The 19781-nt window shown below is 42.1% G+C and carries 19 protein-coding genes; 1 reads left to right on the plus strand and 18 read right to left on the minus strand.

Annotated features, from left to right (window positions below; genetic code table 11):
• Positions 1-494: 494 nt before the first annotated feature.
• From ACWJAF_RS08115 to ACWJAF_RS08195, 17 genes are all read right to left on the minus strand, one after another.
• On the minus strand, positions 495-695 hold the full coding sequence (locus ACWJAF_RS08115; RefSeq protein ID WP_448863171.1) for a hypothetical protein: 201 nt from the start codon (positions 693-695) through the stop codon (positions 495-497).
• Positions 696-743: 48 nt separating this feature from the next.
• Complete coding sequence (locus ACWJAF_RS08120; RefSeq protein WP_448863172.1) at positions 744-1670, minus strand: CvpA family protein; 927 nt, start codon at positions 1668-1670, stop codon at positions 744-746.
• Positions 1671-1679: 9 nt separating this feature from the next.
• On the minus strand, positions 1680-2930 hold the full coding sequence (locus ACWJAF_RS08125) for a DUF5711 family protein (protein ID WP_448863173.1): 1251 nt from the start codon (positions 2928-2930) through the stop codon (positions 1680-1682).
• An 80-nt stretch (positions 2931-3010) separates the two neighbouring features.
• Positions 3011-4072 (minus strand): LysM peptidoglycan-binding domain-containing protein, encoded by a 1062-nt coding sequence (locus ACWJAF_RS08130; RefSeq protein WP_448863174.1) that lies wholly within the window; start codon positions 4070-4072, stop codon positions 3011-3013.
• A 162-nt stretch (positions 4073-4234) separates the two neighbouring features.
• The gene (locus ACWJAF_RS08135) at positions 4235-4303 is read right to left on the minus strand and encodes a DUF6783 domain-containing protein (protein ID WP_448863230.1); all 69 of its coding nucleotides are present in this window, start codon (positions 4301-4303) and stop codon (positions 4235-4237) included.
• Between the two features lie 52 nt (positions 4304-4355).
• Positions 4356-5099, minus strand: coding sequence for a DeoR/GlpR family DNA-binding transcription regulator (locus ACWJAF_RS08140; RefSeq protein ID WP_448863175.1), 744 nt, complete (start codon positions 5097-5099; stop codon positions 4356-4358).
• 8 nt (positions 5100-5107) lie between these two features.
• Positions 5108-5365 carry an HPr family phosphocarrier protein gene (locus ACWJAF_RS08145; protein WP_296030119.1) on the minus strand — a complete coding sequence of 86 codons (258 nt, stop codon included), beginning with the start codon at positions 5363-5365 and terminating at the stop codon, positions 5108-5110.
• Between the two features lie 170 nt (positions 5366-5535).
• Positions 5536-7461, minus strand: a complete 1926-nt coding sequence (locus ACWJAF_RS08150) for a PTS fructose transporter subunit IIABC (protein ID WP_448863176.1) — start codon at positions 7459-7461, stop codon at positions 5536-5538.
• A 46-nt stretch (positions 7462-7507) separates the two neighbouring features.
• Positions 7508-8413 carry a 1-phosphofructokinase gene (gene pfkB / locus ACWJAF_RS08155; RefSeq protein WP_448863177.1) on the minus strand — a complete coding sequence of 302 codons (906 nt, stop codon included), beginning with the start codon at positions 8411-8413 and terminating at the stop codon, positions 7508-7510.
• A gap of 375 nt (positions 8414-8788) precedes the next feature.
• Positions 8789-9730 carry a transketolase family protein gene (locus tag ACWJAF_RS08160; RefSeq protein ID WP_296092420.1) on the minus strand — a complete coding sequence of 314 codons (942 nt, stop codon included), beginning with the start codon at positions 9728-9730 and terminating at the stop codon, positions 8789-8791.
• Positions 9718-10554: a transketolase gene (locus ACWJAF_RS08165; protein WP_296030128.1), complete on the minus strand. Its 837-nt coding sequence runs from the start codon at positions 10552-10554 to the stop codon at positions 9718-9720. Before ACWJAF_RS08165 ends, ACWJAF_RS08160 begins: the two co-directional genes overlap by 13 nt.
• Positions 10555-10593: 39 nt before the next feature.
• Positions 10594-11247: a fructose-6-phosphate aldolase gene (gene fsa, locus ACWJAF_RS08170; RefSeq protein WP_296030131.1), complete on the minus strand. Its 654-nt coding sequence runs from the start codon at positions 11245-11247 to the stop codon at positions 10594-10596.
• A 293-nt stretch (positions 11248-11540) separates the two neighbouring features.
• Positions 11541-12641, minus strand: coding sequence for a LacI family DNA-binding transcriptional regulator (locus ACWJAF_RS08175; RefSeq protein ID WP_448863178.1), 1101 nt, complete (start codon positions 12639-12641; stop codon positions 11541-11543).
• 91 nt (positions 12642-12732) lie between these two features.
• On the minus strand, positions 12733-13329 hold the full coding sequence (recR, locus tag ACWJAF_RS08180; protein ID WP_296030136.1) for a recombination mediator RecR: 597 nt from the start codon (positions 13327-13329) through the stop codon (positions 12733-12735).
• Between the two features lie 16 nt (positions 13330-13345).
• Positions 13346-13699, minus strand: a complete 354-nt coding sequence (locus tag ACWJAF_RS08185) for a YbaB/EbfC family nucleoid-associated protein (protein WP_296030138.1) — start codon at positions 13697-13699, stop codon at positions 13346-13348.
• A gap of 12 nt (positions 13700-13711) precedes the next feature.
• Positions 13712-15283, minus strand: a complete 1572-nt coding sequence (dnaX, locus tag ACWJAF_RS08190) for a DNA polymerase III subunit gamma/tau (RefSeq protein WP_448863179.1) — start codon at positions 15281-15283, stop codon at positions 13712-13714.
• Between the two features lie 40 nt (positions 15284-15323).
• Positions 15324-16400 carry a 6-phosphofructokinase gene (locus ACWJAF_RS08195; RefSeq protein ID WP_296030143.1) on the minus strand — a complete coding sequence of 359 codons (1077 nt, stop codon included), beginning with the start codon at positions 16398-16400 and terminating at the stop codon, positions 15324-15326.
• A gap of 267 nt (positions 16401-16667) precedes the next feature.
• On the opposite strand from ACWJAF_RS08195, the gene map reads away from it, so the two are divergent.
• Positions 16668-17477, plus strand: a complete 810-nt coding sequence (gene map, locus ACWJAF_RS08200) for a type I methionyl aminopeptidase (protein ID WP_296030146.1) — start codon at positions 16668-16670, stop codon at positions 17475-17477.
• A 186-nt stretch (positions 17478-17663) separates the two neighbouring features.
• Here the strand turns inward: map and ACWJAF_RS08205 are convergent, their stop codons facing one another.
• Positions 17664-19733, minus strand: coding sequence for an alpha amylase N-terminal ig-like domain-containing protein (locus ACWJAF_RS08205; protein ID WP_448863180.1), 2070 nt, complete (start codon positions 19731-19733; stop codon positions 17664-17666).
• Positions 19734-19781: the final 48 nt, after the last annotated feature.

Below are 19781 nucleotides of genomic sequence, written 5' to 3' on the forward strand. Positions count from 1 at the left end.
CTTTAACACGAATCCAAAATCAAGTTCGTTCCAGTTCAAGAAAACTACTAGCTTTCTTATCCCCTTTACTGTTTTAAGGTTCGACATCTAAATGTCTGTTCTGAATAATTCTCTTTGGAATTTTCAGGGTTGTTGTCTATTGTTTAATTATCAAGGTTCTTTTTTTGTTTCGCCGTTTAAAATCAGCTTATTTAGTTTATCATATTCATTGATGTTTGTCAAGAACTTTTTAAACTTTTTTTCGATCAGCTTTTCAACCGATCATCGCTATCTTTGTTTCAAACATTCGTTTGCCTCAGCGACAGCTTATTTAGAATATCATACTCAGTTGTGTTTGTCAACTGTTATTTTATTCTTTTTTCAAAATTGTTTTTCATCTATTTTGAAAGATGTATGTTGCCGTCTTCTGCGTTGACTCTGTTGCCTCACGGCCTTGTCTCTCGCGACAGCTAGATTAATATATCACAACAGCGCGCAAATTGTCAATATTATTTTTATATTTTCTGCAATTTAGACATCTTTGACAATTCATCTTGTATTTTCTCTTTTTTCACATCATTTTGCACAATACAGGAAACTGGCGATGATATTTTCTCTCGCATACTTTGACATCTGCGGAATCCACCACCGACAGCTGCTTTCAAATGCATAGCGATTCGATACATAGAACCTGTCACTGGCAATTTCTCTTTCATACTATAGTAACGTAAAAAAGCCAGGACTCCCATCCTGACTTTTTTACATTACATACTTACCGCAATCTTCATAAGCGGATTGTAATCATATATTAATTTCAACCAGGTATTATCCTGTATCATTGCATAGACGCTCCGTCCTATTGTTGTTGTATAGAGCAGCGTAAAGATTATGAATATCACCCACACAATGATCAGCGCAATCACAATACCAAGTCCTGCTCCTGCGATACGGTTGAGACATCCCAGCACCGGAAGTTCTGTTACAACATCCAGGGCAAATATAATCGCCCTTAAGATTAACGTCACTATAATAAATGTAATAAGAAAGGCTATTACATTCACAATCATACGGGCCAGGTATGCACCTACATACTGTGTAAATGTCGTAACACCCAGTTCTTTATACATTGCTTCTGTATTATTTTTTAACAGCAATGTCTTAAAAATTTCCGGAATATCGGCTGACTTTATTGCTGTTTCCTGTAGTTCTTTCGGAATATCTACATTTTCGATTACTTTTTCGATTTCACTGCTGTCTCCACTTGTCAGACCATCCAGTATATTTTCTGATATTCCATATTTTGCAAGATCAGCGCTGCTGATCTTACCATTTACGATATCTGCAACCGAGATTCCCAACTTACTCAGTGTATCTTCATCAATCCCGGCTGCTTTTAATACCTTTTTCACCGCTTCTTCTGTCAGGCCGCTGCTATTTTGCGAACTTTCTTCACCAGTTATAGCCGAAGCTGCTGCATCTGCTATCCCGCTGGCCACTTTTTCTGTGATCACATCATCTATCGGCGTATATTTTTCAATCACCTGCGCAACATACGGCGTTGCAAAAAATACGACAACCACTGTTATCACTGTTGCAAGCAGGGATACAATAAGCTTTACTGCTCCTTTTACCATTCCCGCTATCACGCATATCAGAAAAATAACCCCCACAGATATTTCCAACCAATTCATAGAATCTCCTTATTTTACAAGCCGGACTTTTTCCATGCCATTTGCACTCATTATAATATACCGGTTCACTCCTTCGACTGGGAATATCTCCAATATATTACTGTCCGTCTCGCCCTTAAACTTTTGTATACCATTTTTCATATATATGTTGCAATTCTTTCCGTCATACATGATTACCTGATTATTACAGATTTTCACATGCTTATAATCACCTTTAAAATCTTTTGACAATACGACTTTTCCGGTTTTGTCATACAGCCGGAGTTCGTACCCACTTTTCCCCTGATTTTTCAGGATCAGCCCCACATATTTTTCACTGTGAAATACATTTTTTATTTCTTTATCAAGCTTGATATTTGCAACCTGTTCCGGGGTGTCTTTTCCTTCATATATAACAACGCGGTTATCTCCAACCGCTGCCGATGTCTCTGCATTCATGAAAAATCCACTTGCCAGGATGGTATCTTTATAATTTTCTGCTGTTACCTGATGATCCGTTTTTCCTTCTCCCGCATCACCAAAATTATAATAATGCAGCCTTGATACAATCTGCCCCTTTTGTGTATAGAGATACAATACCTGCATAAGGTTGCCGTCTGCAGACAACGCAATATCTATCGGATAGCCGGTTCCTGCCAGTGTCGTCTTATGCTCTACCAGTACATTTCCCTTAATGTCATAACACATAATCTTCATGGCAGATTCGTTTTTTAATATCGCACTTACGATTCCCTGTTCTGATACGCTGATGCGTTCAACTGGCATCGTAGTGTGTACTTCTCCCTTTAATCCCTCTTCTTGAAAGATCAGTATGTCATTTCCATCTTTATCTGCCACAGCCACGGACTTGTTATTTACATCCAGCATCGGATTCTTGATCTGGTAGGATTGATTCCAGACTTCTTTTCCCGTCTGGTCCATATATGCAATTCCGTCTTTGCTGTATTTTATCACTCCGTCTAGAAACTGAACATATGAATTATCAGAAGCTCCTTTTCCGGGATACGTATCACTTACCCTCACTTTTGTATAGGTCTGAAGGCTCACCAGCAGATATGTCATCACAGATACGATTACAATGATAATACATACGATTGCAATTCTCTGCTGCCTTTTCCTGCTTTGCCGGATCAGTTCTGCACGTATCTCTCTTTCTGTTACTTCGACTTCTGCCTGTCCATACAGTCTGCCTGCTCTTTTATCTGTCAGATCTTCCGATTCTCTTACAACATGGAGGTTTCTGTTCTTCCGCTGTTTCATTCATCGGTCTTCCTTTCAATGTTCCTTTCTTGCACCACCTCCCGGAGGTACTATGTACCTTAGTATACCATATTTCCCTTTTATGGGAGTAATAATTTTTGCCCGATATAAATCAGGTTCCCGTCAGACAATCCATTCATTTTGCAAATAGCTTTTACATGCGTTGTATCTCCATATAATTTCTTACTGATTCCAGCCAGCGTCTCACCTTTTTGTACGACATAGTAATCCTGATCGCTAAGCTGTGCTTCTGCCTTGTCTGATGTCTTTGTTGCCTCGCTCTTTTTTACAGCTTCCGAGGCACTCTTTTCATTTTCCTGTGTTTTATCTACCGTTGCAGTCTCTGTTGTTCCTTTTTTCTGACCATTTTCGACGGTCTTCGACAAGTTTTCAACCGACGTCTGCATCGCCTTCATTTTCCCGAAATTATTTACCGTCGTGATTCCGGCCGCAAAGACGACCAGCACCAATAGTGCACTCGTGATATAAGCGATTCCTGGTCTTCTGCCCTGCTGGCTTCTGTTCTCCATCTTCTCTTTTACTGCACTACGAAAATCCTTTGCAGCTCGATCTTCAACCACCTCACTGGGTGTCACACCATTTGCCCTCCGGTTATTGATCATATAATTTTGCATCTGCGGATTCTTTTCATAGTAAATGTAATGACCGCCCATCTGCATCAGCTCTCCGAATTTATAGGCATAGAATATCTCTTCCGGCTCCCTTGCATTTTTCCACAAAAACAGGCTCATTTCACTTGCGAATTCTTTTTCCTGGATCCTTTTCACTTCCCGGTTACGGCTAAGCGGGCTTCCATCTTCTACAATCCCCCATCCCACAACCTCACACTCCGGGAAAAATTCCTTTACCTCTTCTCTTGCGGCAGTTAAGACTTCTTCCGTAATTTCCAGCGTTGTTCCTTTTATCTGTAATTCTTTTAACTGTACAGCTCCTGATACGAATACTGCTTTCTCATCTCCAAGATCAAGCATCTCTCCGGCAAGAATGATGCCTGCCGGCTGGTCTTTTGCTTTTTCTTTTAGCTGGTTCAAATAGGTATCCACATAATCCTCTACATAGACTTTTGGAGTATCACTTACATTCCCTATCTGTCTGACGTTTTTCGGAAGTTGTCTTTCCATTATACACTCACCTCATTTTAAATATTCTGACTGCCAGTGGCAGGTTCTGTAGGTTATCATAGCATGAGGTTTTTGCATATTTTATCGGTTGGTGGAGCTTGTCTTAATAATATATTGCTATTTTCTGTCTTTCTTCGACAAGATGAATCATCTTCAGAAACATCAGACTCTGGAACGTGTCTGAAAAATCATTCCTGCAAGATACATGTCACACTCTAGAGTATAAAAAATAGAGACACCTTTTACAGCATCTCTATCTTTATCTGTTCAGATATATGATAATCTATTCTATAACAATAATATTATCACAGTCCTGATATCCTTCTGTCTGAAGATCCGTAATAACCTTCGCTCCTGTAAAAGGTGCAAATGTTACTGAACTTACCTCTCCAAATTTCGAATGATCACACAATATATACTTGTCCTGGCATTGTCCCAGTGCTGCCTTTTTCACCATCGCTTCATTCGCATCCGGTGTTGTGAATCCTGCTTTCTTAGTTATGCCATTTGTTCCAAAGAATCCTTTGGTAAAATGATACTTCCGAAGTGTCTCTATCGCTTCACTTCCAACTACTGCTTCTGTGGAACTTTTCAGCTCGCCTCCTACCAGATGGACTTTTACGCCCTCTGCCGCCAGCGTCTGTGCATGCACAACCGCATTTGTCACAACTGTTGCGTCTTTGTCTTTTAAGAATTCCAGCATATATCCGGTCGTAGTTCCTGCATCCAGATATATGAATTCACCCTGCCTGATCATCTCAGATGCATATGCAGCAATCCGCTGCTTTTCTGATACATGAACAGTTATTTTCTGCGCCACTGTTGGTTCCTGAGGCGTTACCACATGATCCGATGCAATTGCACCTCCAAATACTTTTACCAGTTTTCCCGCATTATGAAGCGCCGTGATATCTCTCCGCACAGTTGACTCCGATGTATTCAGAAGTTCTTTGACTTCCGTCACGGTTATGCTGCCTTCTTTTTCAAGAAGCTTCAATATCTGTTCATAACGCTGTTCTGTAAGCATACTGCCTCCTACAGGTTCTCCTGCATGAATTTGCTTACTGCTTCACAAGCTGCTTCTTCATCTGCACCTTCGAATGTAAATGTTACTTCGTGACCTTTCTTTGCTCCAAGTCCCATCAGGCCAAAGATTTTCTTGCAGTCAGCTTTTTTTCCTTCTTTTTCGATCATTACTGTAGACTCGAAAGATTTAGCAAGTTTTACTAATTCTCCTGCCGGACGAGCGTGGATTCCTTCATTGTCTGTGATTACATACTTAAATTCTTTCATTTTACTTACCTCCATAAAATATTCATTTTGTGATTTTCATTCTATTCATTTTTTCGCAGTCTGTCAATATCCCTATAGACAAACTGCTTTGTATGATTCTTGTTACTATTCACTTTGCAGCAAAACCGTTTGCTGTTTTGCTGCATAAGCAAGTCAGCTATAAATGATTTTTACGCTGCTTTTTTCTTCAGTACACCGAGTAATACTGCTGAAATTACAGTTCCTACTACCAGTGCCACCAGATACATCAATGCATTTCCAACTACCGGGAATACGAAGATTCCACCGTGTGGTGCCATCAGTGTACATCCAAATGCCATGGATAATGCGCCGGCTACTGCTGAACCTGCGATGCAGGATGGAAGTACACGGATTGGATCTGCTGCCGCAAACGGGATCGCACCTTCTGTAATAAATGCAAGTCCCATAATAAAGTTTGTTGGTCCTGCTTCTCTTTCGGATTTTGTAAATTTGTCTTTGAATAACAGTGTTGCAAGTGCGATTGCACATGGAGGAGTCATTCCTCCGATCATTACTGCTGCCATGATATCATAGTTACCTGCTGCAATTGCTGCTGTTCCAAATACATAAGCTGCTTTGTTGAACGGGCCACCCATATCAATTGCCATCATTCCACCAAGGATCAGGCCAAGAACGATCTTACTTGAACCACCCATTCCTGTCAGTCCACTATTGAGTGCTGTATTAATCCCACCCATGATCGGCTCTATTACGAATGTCATAAGCAGTCCCATGGATAAAATACCAACTACAGGATAAATCAGTACCGGAGCAATCTTTTCAATTGCTTCCGGAAGTTTTTCACATAATTTTCTAAGAAGGAGAATCAGATATCCGGATACGAATCCTGCAACAAGTGCTCCGAGGAATCCTGATTTTCCATTGTATGCCATCAATCCGCCTACAAAACCTACGGCCAGTGCCGGTCTGTCTCCGATTGCCTCACCGATATATCCGGCCAGAACCGGGAGCATCAGTCCGAATGCGATACCACCGATCGTCTTAAGCTGTTCTGCCACCGGTGTAATTGTACCAAAGTTTGCTCTGTCCGCAGGTGCAAGTGCATTCATATCTACGCAAAGTCCGTCAATCAAGAATGCCAGTGCAATCAGAATACCGCCGCCTACTACGAACGGAAGCATATGGGATACCCCATTCATAAGCTGTGTATAGATCTGATGGCCTACACCACCGGATTTGCTGCTTTTACTTTCCTGTGCTGCGCCGCCATTTGCTGCATGATATACCGGAACATCTCCACTGATCACGCGGTCTACCAGCTCTCCGGCTTTGCTGATACCATCGGATACCTGACAGATAACTACTTTCTTTCCATCAAAACGGTCCATTGGCACCTGTGCATCCGCTGCTACAATGATTCCGTCTGCTTCTTCGATTTCTTTTGCAGTCAGTACATTTTTCGCCCCACCGGATCCTCTTGTCTCAACTTTTACTGCACAGTCTTTGGCTTTTGCTGCTTTTTCGATTCCTTCAGCTGCCATATAAGTATGTGCGATTCCTGTCGGGCAGGATGTAACTGCAAGAATCTTTACTTTTCCTTTTGCTTCTTCTACAACTTCTGATCCTTCTCCGGCAAGTCTTTCATCAATACTTGCTTCTTTTTCATCTGCCTCATTGATGATTGACATAAATTCTTCGACGGATGATGCATTTCTTAATGACTCTGTAAATTCTTCATTCATAAGAAGAACTGATAATTTACTTAATACATCCAGATGAATGTTGTCTTCTGTATTCGGTGCTGCGATCAGGAACATCAGCGTTACCGGCTCGCCGTCCAGCGAATCGAACTCCACTCCGTCTTTTACTACCATTGCTGCAAGCCCTGGCTTTGTGACCGCATCACATTTTCCATGTGGAATGGCAATTCCTTCTCCGATTCCTGTAGTACTTTCTTCTTCTCTTGCATATACCTGTTTTCTATACGCTTCTTTGTCATTAATCTTCTCACTTTTTACCATGAGATCAACGATCTGGTCAAGTGCCTCGCTCTTGCTTTTTGGCGCCCCGTCCAGAGAAATACTTCTTGCATCCAGCAAATCTGTGATTCTCATACTATTTTCCCTCCTGATTTATAATGTATCATTCTCTTTTTATGTCTTACACCAGCTGCTTATATACTTCTTCGACTTCCTGCTTTGTTGCAAGATATTCAGAAAATGCACTTGCGCTTCCCGTTGCAACTCCCATATGAAATGCATGTTCGTAATCTTCTTTTTCCATCCATCCGGTCATGAATCCGGCTACCATGGAGTCTCCTGCTCCTACACCATTTACCAATGTTCCCTTTGGCGCCGGTGCACTGTAGATTTCTCCGTTTTCTGCGATCAGAACTGCTCCTTCTCCTGCCATGGAGATCAGTACATTTCTTGCACCCTTTTCCTGAAGTTTCTTTCCATAAGGAACAACTTCTTCTCTTGTAGAAAGTGTTACTCCAAAGATCTCTCCTAATTCATGATTATTCGGTTTGACGAGAAATGGATGATACTCCAGCACATTCATCAGTAGATCTTTTGTTGCATCCACTACGATCATCACACCTTTCTCTTTCAGCTCTCTCATGATTCTGCTGTAGATGTCATCAGGCATCGACGCCGGAATGCTTCCAGCCAGGAAAAGCACATCGCCTTCTTTCATTGTGTTCAGGCGGGCCATGAGTTCTTCTACTTTTTCTTTTGGAATCTCCGGTCCGCTTCCGTTGATTTCTGTTCCGTCGATTGACTTTAACTTTAAGTTAATTCTTGATATTCCATTTTCAATCTGTATGAAGTCAGAACTAATTCCGTCCTCTTCCAGTCTTCTTTCAATCTCTTTTCCGGTAAAACCAGCCATAAATCCAAGTGCTGTACTCTCAATTCCGAGATTCTTAAGTACTATAGAAACGTTGATTCCTTTTCCGCCCGGAAGCATAAGTTCTGAGCTTGTACGGTTCGTAAGTCCGAGTTTAAAATCTTCCACTGAAACGATGTAATCCAGTGATGGATTAAACGTTACTGTATAAATCATATCTCTTACCCCTTTCAACTTGTTGAGATCATTATAACGTCAAATTCGGTCAATTTCAATCACATTAGTTCACAAATATTTTGGCTGATTTTGGTTGAATTTGCACAAAGAACTTATTTTTCATAAAAGGGGACGGGGGATTTTTAAAAATCCCCCGTCCCCTTTTCATTCTTTTTCATTTTTAATCAATTTCGTTCATCCTATGCTCTCATCTGCCAGCAGCACTTCCTGTCAGAGGCACATTTTCTTGCATGCTTTGGCATCTACAGGACCTGCCACTGGCAGCTCCTTACGAATGCATGGCAATATAAAAAGACTGCCGCCTTCACGAAATCTCTTTCGTCAAAGCGACAGCCTTTCACTATCCATTTTATATTATTTTACAAATTCTTTTACTTTTGCATAGATACTGTCTGCATCAAGGCCATATTTCTTAATCAGTTCTACAGCCGGGCCAGACTCGCCAAATGTATCATTTACACCAATCTTCATAACTTTTGCTGGTGCTTTTTCTGCAACTACATCACATACAGCACTTCCAAGTCCGCCGATAATAGAATGTTCTTCTACTGTCACAATCTTTCCTGTCTTAGCTGCTGCTGCAACAACTGCTGCTTCATCCAGTGGTTTGATTGTATGCATGTTGATAACTTCTGCACTGATTCCGTCTGCTGCAAGCTTCTCAGCTGCTGCGAGGGATTCAGATACTTCAAGACCTGTTGCGATGATTGTCACATCTGTACCTTCACGAAGTGTGATGGCTTTTCCGATCTCGAATTTGTAATCATCATTATCATTGATAACCGGAACTGCAAGTCTTCCGAAACGGAGATATACAGGACCTACATGCTCATAAGCTGCCTTTACAGCTGCTTTTGCTTCTACATCATCAGAAGGATTGATTACGATCATTCCAGGGATAGTTCTCATAAGTGCGATATCTTCGTTACACTGATGTGTAGCTCCGTCTTCTCCAACAGAGATACCAGCATGTGTAGCTCCGATCTTAACATTTAATTTTGGATATCCAACTGAGTTACGAACCTGCTCAAATGCACGTCCTGCTGCGAACATAGCAAATGAACTTGCAAATGGGACTTTTCCTGTTGCTGCAATACCAGCTGCAACTCCGATCATGTTACACTCAGCGATTCCACAGTCAATGTGACGTTCTGGGAAAGCTTTTTTGAACATTCCTGTCTTGGTAGCTTCTGCAAGGTCAGCGTCTAATACTACCAGATCTTCGTGTTCTTTTCCTAATTCTACTAAAGCATTACCGTAGCTTTCTCTTGTTGCGATTTTCTTTACTTCTGACATAATGCTTCACCTGCTTTCTCTAATTCTTCCATTGCCTGTGCATACTGCTCATCATTAGGAGCTTTTCCATGCCATCCAGCCTGGTCTTCCATGAAGGAAACTCCTTTTCCTTTGATTGTCTTTGCAATAATTGCAGTTGGCATTCCCTTTGTCTCACGAGCCTCTTTGAAAGCTGCTTCGATCTGATCAAAGTCATTTCCATCGATATTGATTACGTGGAAGTTAAATGCCTCGAATTTTTTATCGATTGGGTATGGAGAGTTAACATCTGTAATCTTTCCATCAATCTGAAGGTTATTATTATCAACGATTACTACCAGGTTGTCCAGTTTTCTATGTCCTGCTAACATAGAAGCTTCCCAAACCTGTCCTTCCTGAATCTCTCCATCTCCAAGAAGTGTATATACTCTGTAATCATCATTTGAAAGCTTGGCAGAAATAGCCATTCCTACTGCAGCAGAGATTCCCTGTCCAAGAGATCCACTTGACATATCAACACCTGGAATGTGTTTCATATCTGGATGTCCCTGAAGGTATGATCCAACTTTACGAAGAGTTGTCAGATCCTCAACCGGGAAGAATCCTCTGTTAGCCAGTGTAGAATAATATCCTGGTGCTGTGTGTCCTTTTGATAATACAAAACGGTCACGATCTGCTTTCTTAGGATCCTTAGGATCGATATTCATCTCTTCAAAATACAGATATGTATAAATGTCTGCTGCTGACAGTGATCCACCCGGATGTCCGGATTTTGCGCTGTGAACTGCAGTAACGATACCCTTACGGACCTCGTTGGCTGTCTTCATAAGCTCTAATTTGTTCATGTTGTTCCTCCTGAATCATTTATATGATAGCGTTACTTCTTATTCTCCGAATACTGCTTTGTAATCAGCCTGGAATTTTGCGATTCCTGCATCTGTCAGAGGATGATGTGTCATCTGCTCGATTACTTTGTAAGGTACTGTTGCGATATCAGCTCCTGCTAAAGCACAGTCTGTTACATGAATTGGGTTACGTACACTTGCTGCGATGATCTCTGTATCGATTCCTGCAACTTCGAAGATTTGAGCGATCTCTGAGATTAAGTCTACTCCTCTTGTAGAGATGTCATCCAGACGTCCAAGGAATGGAGATACGAATGATGCACCAGCTCTTGCTGCAAGAAGTGCCTGGTTTGCATTAAAGATCAGAGTTACATTTGTCTTAATTCCCTCTGCTGAAAGAACTTTTACTGCTTTTAATCCTTCTACTGTCATAGGAATCTTAACTACCATGTTAGGATGGATCTTAGCGATTTCTCTACCTTCTGCGATCATTCCTTCTGCATCTGTTGTTGTTGCTTTTACTTCTCCACTGATTGGTCCATCTACGATAGATGCGATCTCAGCAATAACTTCTTCAAATACTTTTCCTTCTTTTGCGATCAGAGATGGGTTGGTTGTTACTCCGCAGATAACTCCCATATCGTTTGCTTTCTTAATATCTTCTACATTCGCTGTGTCAATGAAAAATTTCATGTCGTTCTTCCTCCTTAAATTTGGTGATTTTTGCTCACCATTCCCTTGTTATCGTTTGATTGAATTATACTCTACAAGCGGAGGTCTGGTCAATAGCCTCTGTTTTTTATTAATAATTTTTCTTATTAATAATTGCGAATTATTAATAATTTTTTTGGATTTTTTTGTGAACAAGTTCACAATATCTCCTCATTTTCACTAAATAATTCACGTATTTTAGAGCACTTCCCTATTTTTCATAATCTGTATATGATATAAGCACATTTTTATTACTAATAATTTTTCAAAATAAATTAATTTTTCTTTTTTCGCGTCGTTCTTGCATACGTTGTCGTGCCCCGGACGATCAGCTGCGGCTCATATTCTACATGATATGTACTGATCGGCACAGTGTCCGCGTTCGTCGAATGATGTGTCGCTATCTTCTTCATTATAATATCACATGCATCCCTGCCTTTGAAAGTGACAAAATGCTCAATTGTAGTCAGATTCATCGTATGCATCCGTGCAAATAGTGTATTATCACATCCCATAACGGATATTTCCGCCGGAACTTTTATCTTTGCCTCATGAAGTGCATCCATAACACCAAATGCGATCATGTCATTCAGTCCCACAATTGCCGTCACATCCGGCGCTTCTTTTAAGACTTCTTTTGTCAGTTCATAACCAATCTTATATTCCGAATCGATATCTGCCACATCCAGATCGATCTCTTCTTTTGCCGCCTTGATGATAACATGATCCCGCAAACCGGCTTTATCATATTCTTTTAAAAATCCTTCTACACGTTTGGAACGCTGCTTCTGTCTTGCAGTAAGCGGCGGTGCAATGTATGCAACTTTCCGGTGTCCAAGTCCGAGCAAATGTTTTGCCATAACTCTTCCAAGCTTTGAATTATCCAGCTCCACTGCATCTACATTCATTTTCTCATTCTGGTTATTCACAATCGCTACCGGAATCTGTTCTGCCAGTTCTCCAACCAGATCCATAAAACAATGACTTGGATTACAGGTATAGATGATCCCCAGCGGCCTCAGATGCCACATCATCTTAAGATAACGCTCTTCCATCCGGAGATCTCTCTGCGTATTGCATACAAAAAGTCCGTATCCCTGATCTTTTGCATGTGCTTCTATCCCCTGCAATAACATGACATAGTATGGATTGGTCAGGTTCGGGCAGAAGACTACCAGTAATTTTTCTCTCTTGGTATCTTTCCTGGTTTTCCGCTTTGGTGGAACGTATCCCAGTTCTTTTGCCGCATTTTCAACTTTTTCTATCGTATCTTTCGAAAATGATACGTCGTATTTTTTATTCAGGATCATGGATACGGTAGACTGTGACACACCTGCTGCATGTGCTATGTCTGTTGATGTAACTTTTTTCTTCATAACTTTCACCTCCCTGGAGATAAAATCTTTCGCGGGGGACGGGGGATTTTTAAAAAAACTCCGTCCCCGGTGGGTCAAAAAAGGGACAGGGCTACAGCTCTGTCCTTCCTTCCAACGCTCTTAAAAGCGTCACTTCATCAATGTACTCCAGATCTCCTCCGACCGGAACACCGCTTGCAATCCTGCTTACTTTGATTCCCGTCGGTTTGATCAGCTTACTGATATACATTGCCGTCGTCTCTCCCTCCAGACTGGAGTTCGTTGCGATGATGACTTCTTTGACATCTCCCTGCAGACGTTCGATCAGTTCTTTTAACTTGATATCCTCCGGACCGATTCCAAGCATCGGTGAGATAGCTCCGTGCAGTACGTGATACACCCCGTTATATTTTCCGGTTTTTTCATATGCCGCCAGATCTCTGGTATTTTCCACTACCATAATCGTCTCGTGATCCCGCTTACTATTGCTGCAGATTGGGCATAAATCCTGATCGGTAAGTGTATAGCATTCTTTACAATACCGGATATTTTCCCTGGCTTCCACCATTGTCGATGCAAGTCTCTTTACATCATCCACCGGCATATGGATCAGATGAAATGCAAGTCTTGCCGCAGATTTCGCCCCAATTCCCGGAAGACACGACAGTTCTTCTATCAGTTTGCTCATCTGGTTGCTATAATAGTCCATATGTTCAGGCTCCCCGTTAGAATAATCCCGGCATTCCGCTGCCCATTCCGCCAGTCAGTCTAGACATTGCAGATGTTGTCTCTGAATCCACTTTTTCAAGTGCTTCGTTAACTGCTGCTACCAGTAAGTCTTCCAGCATCTCTACATCATCAGGATCTACAACTTCTTCATCTAATTTTACTTTCAGAACTTTCTTGCTTCCGGATACAGTTACCTCAACAGCTCCGCCACCTGCAGTTGCGCTGAATTCTTTTGTCTCCATTTCCTTTGCCTGTTCTTCCATCTGACGCTGCATCTTCTGTGCCTGCTTCATCAGATTTGCCATATTTCCCGGCATTCCGCCACCTGGGAATCCTCCTCTTTTTGCCATTATAATTTCCTCCTATTCATCTTCTACTGTTATTTCCATATTAATAATATTTTCCAGATCTACAAAATGATCCTCGAACCTGCGCCCGGCTTCCATCTGCCGGACATCAATCTCTACTTTTTTTCCGATTTTCTGCTCGATCAGTGTCTGGATTTCTTCTTTGTGCTCCGGTGTTGCTACCGCACTTGCACTAAGCTCATCCGGCAGTACAACCAGAAGTCTGTTCCCTTCCCCCGCACTTAATCTTGCCTTCTTAAGATAAGTACGAAGAAGCGGGGAAGCTTCATTGATAATCATCCGGAAATCTTTTGCCACTGCTTTTACATCTTCATTCAGTGCCTGCGGTAGTTCCGGTTTTGGCTTCGGCGCACTTCTTTCCTGTGGTCCGGCTTCATATACAATCCGTTCTCTTACAGGCGCCTCGAAAGCACCTTCTTCCAGCTGCTTTTCAATTGCGCGGATACGATCCAGCAATGCATCACGATTCTGATCCATAGCCGGACGGCACAATTTGATCAGCGTCACTTCCAGAAGCACTCTCTTTTGGGTCGCATACTTCAACTGATTTGTCAGATCTGAAAATATGCGGATGTAACGGATCAGCGTGTCGCTGTCGATCATCTGTGCTTCTTCTTTTAACAGTGCCAGGTTTTCTGTCGATACATCCAGCACGTCTTCCATGTTATCGGAACTCTTTACCAGCAATAGGTTACGCAGGTACCAGGTAAAATCTGCCGCAAGCTGCGACAGCTCCCTTCCCTGCATCACCAGTTCATCGACCGTCTCGATCACCTGATGCACATCCATAGCAAGGAGCTGCCTTAACAGTCTGCTAAACACCTCTGTATCAACAGCTCCAAGTACTTCCAGCACATGGTCATACGTCAGAGTCTCATTCATATAGAATGCTGCACACTGATCCAGAAGACTTAAGGAATCTCTCATAGAACCATCCGCCATCTTCGCGATGTAACGGACCGCTTTATCTTCCACATCCCAGCCTTCTTTATCGATCAGTTCCCGCAGCCTTGCTGCAATCGTCTCAATGGAAATTCTTTTAAAATCATATCTCTGACAACGGCTTAAGATTGTAATCGGAATCTTATGTGCTTCCGTTGTCGCAAGAATAAATATAACATATTCCGGCGGTTCTTCCAAGGTTTTCAACAATGCATTAAACGCTCCTATAGAAAGCATATGCACCTCGTCGATGATATACACTTTGTATTTTCCCTCAGTCGGACGATACGTTACCTCTTCGCGGATCTCACGGATGTTATCTACACCGTTATTCGATGCTGCATCAATCTCTATTACATTCATGGAAGTTCCTGCAGCGATCGATCTGCACATCGCACATTCCCCGCATGGACTTCCATCTACCGGATGCTCGCAGTTGACCGCCTTTGCAAATATCTTTGCAACCGTTGTTTTTCCAGTTCCCCTGGTTCCACAAAAAAGATATGCATGCCCGATCCTGTCTGCGTTGATCTGATTCTTTAAAGTTCTGACAATTGCATCCTGTCCCTTTACGTCTTCGAATTCATCCGGACGGAACTTTCGGTACAATGCCGTATATGACATATTTTACACTCCTTGTCTTAACGCAGATTCCTCTGATGTCTTATTTATCGCCAAAGCTGATACCAATTGTTCTGGCCTCTTCGATGATTGACGATTTTGGATCTACGTATTTTAATTTTCCGGCAACTTCAGACAGTGGTACACGGATGATATCCTGATTCTTTGTACCCACCATACATCCATAATCCTCTTCCAGAATCGCTCTTGCTGCTTCTGCTCCAAGTCTTGTTGCAAGCACTCTGTCATATGCACACGGAGAGCCACCTCTTTGTGTATGTCCCGGAACAGTAATTCTTACTTCTTTATCCGTTTTCTTCTGGATTCTCTCTGCAAGTTCGTATGCAACGGAAGGATATTTCTTCTTTGCCTTTTTCTCTTTTAATTCTTTTTTGGAAAGCGCTGCATCTTCTTTGGAGATTGCTCCTTCTGCAACCGCAATAATGGTAAATCTCTTGCCTGCTTTTCCTCGTTTTTCAATTGCCTCTACCACTGCATCAATATCATACGGCATCTCCGGAAGCAGGATAATATCTGCTCCTCCTGCAATTCCTGCATGCAATGTTACCCAGCCGACTTTGTGTCCCATAACCTCTACAATAAATACACGGCTGTGTGATGTAGCAGTTGTATGAATCCTGTCAATTGTATCTGTTGCGATATCTACCGCACTCTGAAAACCAAATGTCATGTCCGTTCCCCAGAGATCATTATCAATCGTCTTAGGAAGTGTTACTACATTCAGTCCTTCTTCTCTTAACATGTTTGCTGATTTGTGTGTACCGTTACCGCCAAGGATCACCAGACAATCCAGATTCAGCTTATGGTACGTATGCTTCATCGCCTCTACTTTATCAAGGCCATCCTCGCCCGGAACGCGCATTAATTTGAACGGCTGTCTGGATGTCCCCAGAATCGTTCCGCCAAGTGTCAATATTCCTGAAAAATCTTTCGAAGTCAGCATCTGAAAATTCGAATAAATCAGTCCTTTATATCCATCCTGGAATCCATAAATCTCCACATCGTCACGTTTTGAAAAAAGTCCTTTTACTACACCCCGCATAGCTGCGTTCAGTGCCTGACAATCACCACCACTTGTAAGCATTCCAATTCTTAACATATACCTGCTCCTTTCTATGTTGCATGTGTATAAGTTTATCGTTACAGTGAACAATAATAGTTTACCCATTTTCTGTATACAATACCAGTAAAATTATAACTTATTTTTTGATACGGCACAATATGGGACAGGGGAATTTTCATTGGGGACGGGGGATTCTTAAAAAACCCCCGTCCCCAAACCATAATTGACAAAAATTCCCCTGTCCGTTTTTCCAAAACGTGCTATAATATTTGTGGAAAATTTGTGTAGAAAGCAGGTATTATTGTGGATAAGTTAGATATAAAATTATGGACACTTGCATCCAAAGGCCAGATTGTTCCTGACCGCTCATTATTAAAAACACCAGAACAGATCGAAGCAATCAAAAAAAGTGCAGAGCTTAACACTGCTGTTCTTGATCATGTAGCCGCTCACATTCACGCAGGTATGAGTACTGCTGAGATTGATAAGCTTGTATATGATTTTACAACCGAGCACGGTGGTATCCCGGCTCCACTGAACTATGAAGGATTTCCGAAAAGCGTATGCACTTCCATCAACAACGTGATCTGCCATGGTATTCCAAGTGAAAATGAGATCATTATCGATGGGGATATCATCAATGTAGATGTATCGACTATTCTGAACGGATATTTTTCAGATGCTTCCCGTATGTTCATGATCGGCAATGTATCTCCGGAGGCTGAGCGCATCGTACGTGTCACAAAAGAGTGTGTAGAGCTTGGATTAAAAGCAGCCAAACCATGGGGACACCTTGGAGACATTGCTTATGCGATCAATACACACGCAAAAGAAAATGGTTACTCTGTCGTAGAAGAAATCGGTGGACACGGAATTGGTCTTGAATTCCACGAAGAACCGTTCGTAAGTTATGTAACTCCAAAGGGAAGCGAGATGGTTCTGGTTCCTGGTATGATGTTCACAATTGAACCTATGATCAACCAGGGAACGCCTGAATTCTATGTTGACGCTGATAATGGCTGGACCGTTTATACAGATGACGATGGCCTTTCTGCCCAGATCGAATATATGGTTCTGGTTACAGAGCATGGTGTAGAAGTTCTTACAAAATAATCCGAAAGCGCTCCTTTCGGATGCCTGACGAATGCAAGAGAACTTGCCAGCGGCAACTTCTCACGCACACTTTTATATACAAAAAAGATTACCGGACGAAAAACGAATTCCGGTAATCTTTTTTATTTTTCAATCGATTCACAGCTTTCCGGTATCTCCGGAGCTGATTATCATTCATATTTCACTTTATAAAATATACAGCCAGTCATGATCTTCATCATTTCTCATACCAAGTATCAGTGCAGAATGCGGACCCATGTTAGCAACCACTTCGCCGTCTTCTACAATGTACTCTTCGTACTCTGTCGTGTATCCTTCTTTGTAAGAATACAGAAGACGTTTCATACGGCATTTTGCCGGAATCTCAGCTTCCCATACCGGAACCTTTACTTCCGTACGTTCACTTCCGTTATTGATCACAACCACTACACGGTCATGTTCTTTGAATCTTGCATAAGATAAGATATTTTCCTCTCCTCCAAGGATCTTAAGCGAACCTGTCCGAAGCGCCGGATGTTCTTTGTGGATACGGATTGCATCTTTGTGGAATGCGATCAGTTCTTTATCTTCATGGCCCCACGGATAAGTTCTTCTGTTATCCGGATCCGTGAATCCACAGACACCGGCTTCATCACCATAATATACCGTCGGAGCTCCTACCCATGTCATCTGCATAACAACGGCTTCTCTCATAACCGCCTTGTTCACATATGCGTTCGCAGCCTCTGATCCGAGATGTTCCACACGTCCCACCATATGATTGGTTCTTGTCAGGAATCGCGAGTGATCATGGTTCGAAAGTTCATTCATCGCAACCTGCAGAGACGGTGTCAGCATATTCGACATATGATGTGCCATCGATCCGATAAAATTATCAACATTGCCAAGAAGTTCTTCTCTTGCTTCATCGCTGTGCTTTTCCATGCCCGTAAGGAACCAGGTCACCGGCTCCATGAATGCATCATAGTTCATAACCGTATCCCACTCATCACCGCGCAGCCAGTCACTTGGATCACCGTAATGTTCTGCAAGGATCAGTGCATTTGGATTGGCATGTTTTACTGCTCTTCGGAAATCTTTCCAGAAGTTGTGGTTGTAAGAATTACTGCGTCCCAGGTCTGCTGCCACATCCAGACGCCATCCGTCTACATTATACGGCGGGGATACCCATTTTCGTCCGATGTAGAGAATATAATTTTCCAGTTTTACCGAATCTTCGTAATTCAGCTTCGGCAGTGTATCATGCCCCCACCATCCGTCGTAATTGCCGTTGTACGGCCAGTCCTGCGGGTTCTCTTTGAAGAACCGGAAGTAACTTCTATATGGGCTGTCCGCCGATACATATGCACCCGGCTCATAATCTTTCTCACCTTCATAGATTCTCTCACGGTCCATCCATTTGTTAAAGGAACCACAATGATTGAAGACTCCATCCAGAATAATCTTCATACCACGGCGGTGCAATTCTTCTACCAGCTTAATGAACAACTGATTACTTGCTTCCAGATTCTTAAGTCCGGTTGTACGTTTTTTGTACATCGTTGCCTGACTGTTATCAGTCACGCCCTGCGGAAGTACTTCTCCTCCATCATCTACGATTTTTCCATAATGCGGATCAATATAATCATAATCCTGTATATCATACTTGTGATTTGACGGCGACACAAATAATGGATTAAAGTACAGGACTTCCACACCAAGATCCTGCAGGTAGTCCAGTTTGTCGATAACTCCCTGTAAGTCTCCTCCGTAGAATTCCCTCACACCCATATTGGCCGGATATTTATCCCAGTTTGTTACTTTCTGTGAATAATCCCCGATGTAAAAATATTCATTCGTCTCTACATCATTGGACTTATCCCCGTTATAAAAGCGGTCTGTAAATATCTGATACATAACCGCTCCTTTTGCCCAGTCCGGTGTGGAAAATCCCGGTACTACAACAAAGTCATAGTACTCAAGGATCTCACGTGATACTCCGCACCGTCCATAATAATATTTTTCTTTTCCAGACTGTACTTCAAAACAATATCTGAAAGGATCTGTTCCCAGACGTGTCTCATAGATGTAATAATCAAACTCTCCCTGTGTGCGTTCTTTTTCCATTATCTGTGTGCCAGTTGATGTCACAAGCCCTACTCTGTCTACATCATCCTTCGCCGTTCTGAACCGGAATGTTACCAGTTCGTTTTCCTTCGGTTCCGGGGGGTATACATACCCTTCTGTTCCATCGCAAAATAAAGCTGCTTTATTCATATAACTAACACCTCTCTCATTTTTTGCCCCCGGAAGGGAGCGTTTCTT

Source organism: Dorea sp. (assembly GCF_977044405.1).

What these genes read in the sequence shown, in the direction of transcription:
- ACWJAF_RS08115 (WP_448863171.1), bottom strand. Translation starts at nt 695, where the DNA reads ATGAAAGAGAAATTGCCAGTGACAGGTTCTATGTATCGAATCGCTATG.
- ACWJAF_RS08120 (WP_448863172.1), bottom strand. Translation starts at nt 1,670, where the DNA reads ATGAATTGGTTGGAAATATCTGTGGGGGTTATTTTTCTGATATGCGTG.
- ACWJAF_RS08125 (WP_448863173.1), bottom strand. Translation starts at nt 2,930, where the DNA reads ATGAAACAGCGGAAGAACAGAAACCTCCATGTTGTAAGAGAATCGGAA.
- ACWJAF_RS08130 (WP_448863174.1), bottom strand. Translation starts at nt 4,072, where the DNA reads ATGGAAAGACAACTTCCGAAAAACGTCAGACAGATAGGGAATGTAAGT.
- ACWJAF_RS08140 (WP_448863175.1), bottom strand. Translation starts at nt 5,099, where the DNA reads ATGCTTACAGAACAGCGTTATGAACAGATATTGAAGCTTCTTGAAAAA.
- ACWJAF_RS08145 (WP_296030119.1), bottom strand. Translation starts at nt 5,365, where the DNA reads ATGAAAGAATTTAAGTATGTAATCACAGACAATGAAGGAATCCACGCT.
- ACWJAF_RS08150 (WP_448863176.1), bottom strand. Translation starts at nt 7,461, where the DNA reads ATGAGAATCACAGATTTGCTGGATGCAAGAAGTATTTCTCTGGACGGG.
- pfkB (WP_448863177.1), bottom strand. Translation starts at nt 8,413, where the DNA reads ATGATTTATACAGTAACGTTTAATCCATCACTGGATTACATCGTTTCA.
- ACWJAF_RS08160 (WP_296092420.1), bottom strand. Translation starts at nt 9,730, where the DNA reads ATGTCAGAAGTAAAGAAAATCGCAACAAGAGAAAGCTACGGTAATGCT.
- ACWJAF_RS08165 (WP_296030128.1), bottom strand. Translation starts at nt 10,554, where the DNA reads ATGAACAAATTAGAGCTTATGAAGACAGCCAACGAGGTCCGTAAGGGT.
- fsa (WP_296030131.1), bottom strand. Translation starts at nt 11,247, where the DNA reads ATGAAATTTTTCATTGACACAGCGAATGTAGAAGATATTAAGAAAGCA.
- ACWJAF_RS08175 (WP_448863178.1), bottom strand. Translation starts at nt 12,641, where the DNA reads ATGAAGAAAAAAGTTACATCAACAGACATAGCACATGCAGCAGGTGTG.
- recR (WP_296030136.1), bottom strand. Translation starts at nt 13,329, where the DNA reads ATGGACTATTATAGCAACCAGATGAGCAAACTGATAGAAGAACTGTCG.
- ACWJAF_RS08185 (WP_296030138.1), bottom strand. Translation starts at nt 13,699, where the DNA reads ATGGCAAAAAGAGGAGGATTCCCAGGTGGCGGAATGCCGGGAAATATG.
- dnaX (WP_448863179.1), bottom strand. Translation starts at nt 15,283, where the DNA reads ATGTCATATACGGCATTGTACCGAAAGTTCCGTCCGGATGAATTCGAA.
- ACWJAF_RS08195 (WP_296030143.1), bottom strand. Translation starts at nt 16,400, where the DNA reads ATGTTAAGAATTGGAATGCTTACAAGTGGTGGTGATTGTCAGGCACTG.
- ACWJAF_RS08205 (WP_448863180.1), bottom strand. Translation starts at nt 19,733, where the DNA reads ATGAATAAAGCAGCTTTATTTTGCGATGGAACAGAAGGGTATGTATAC.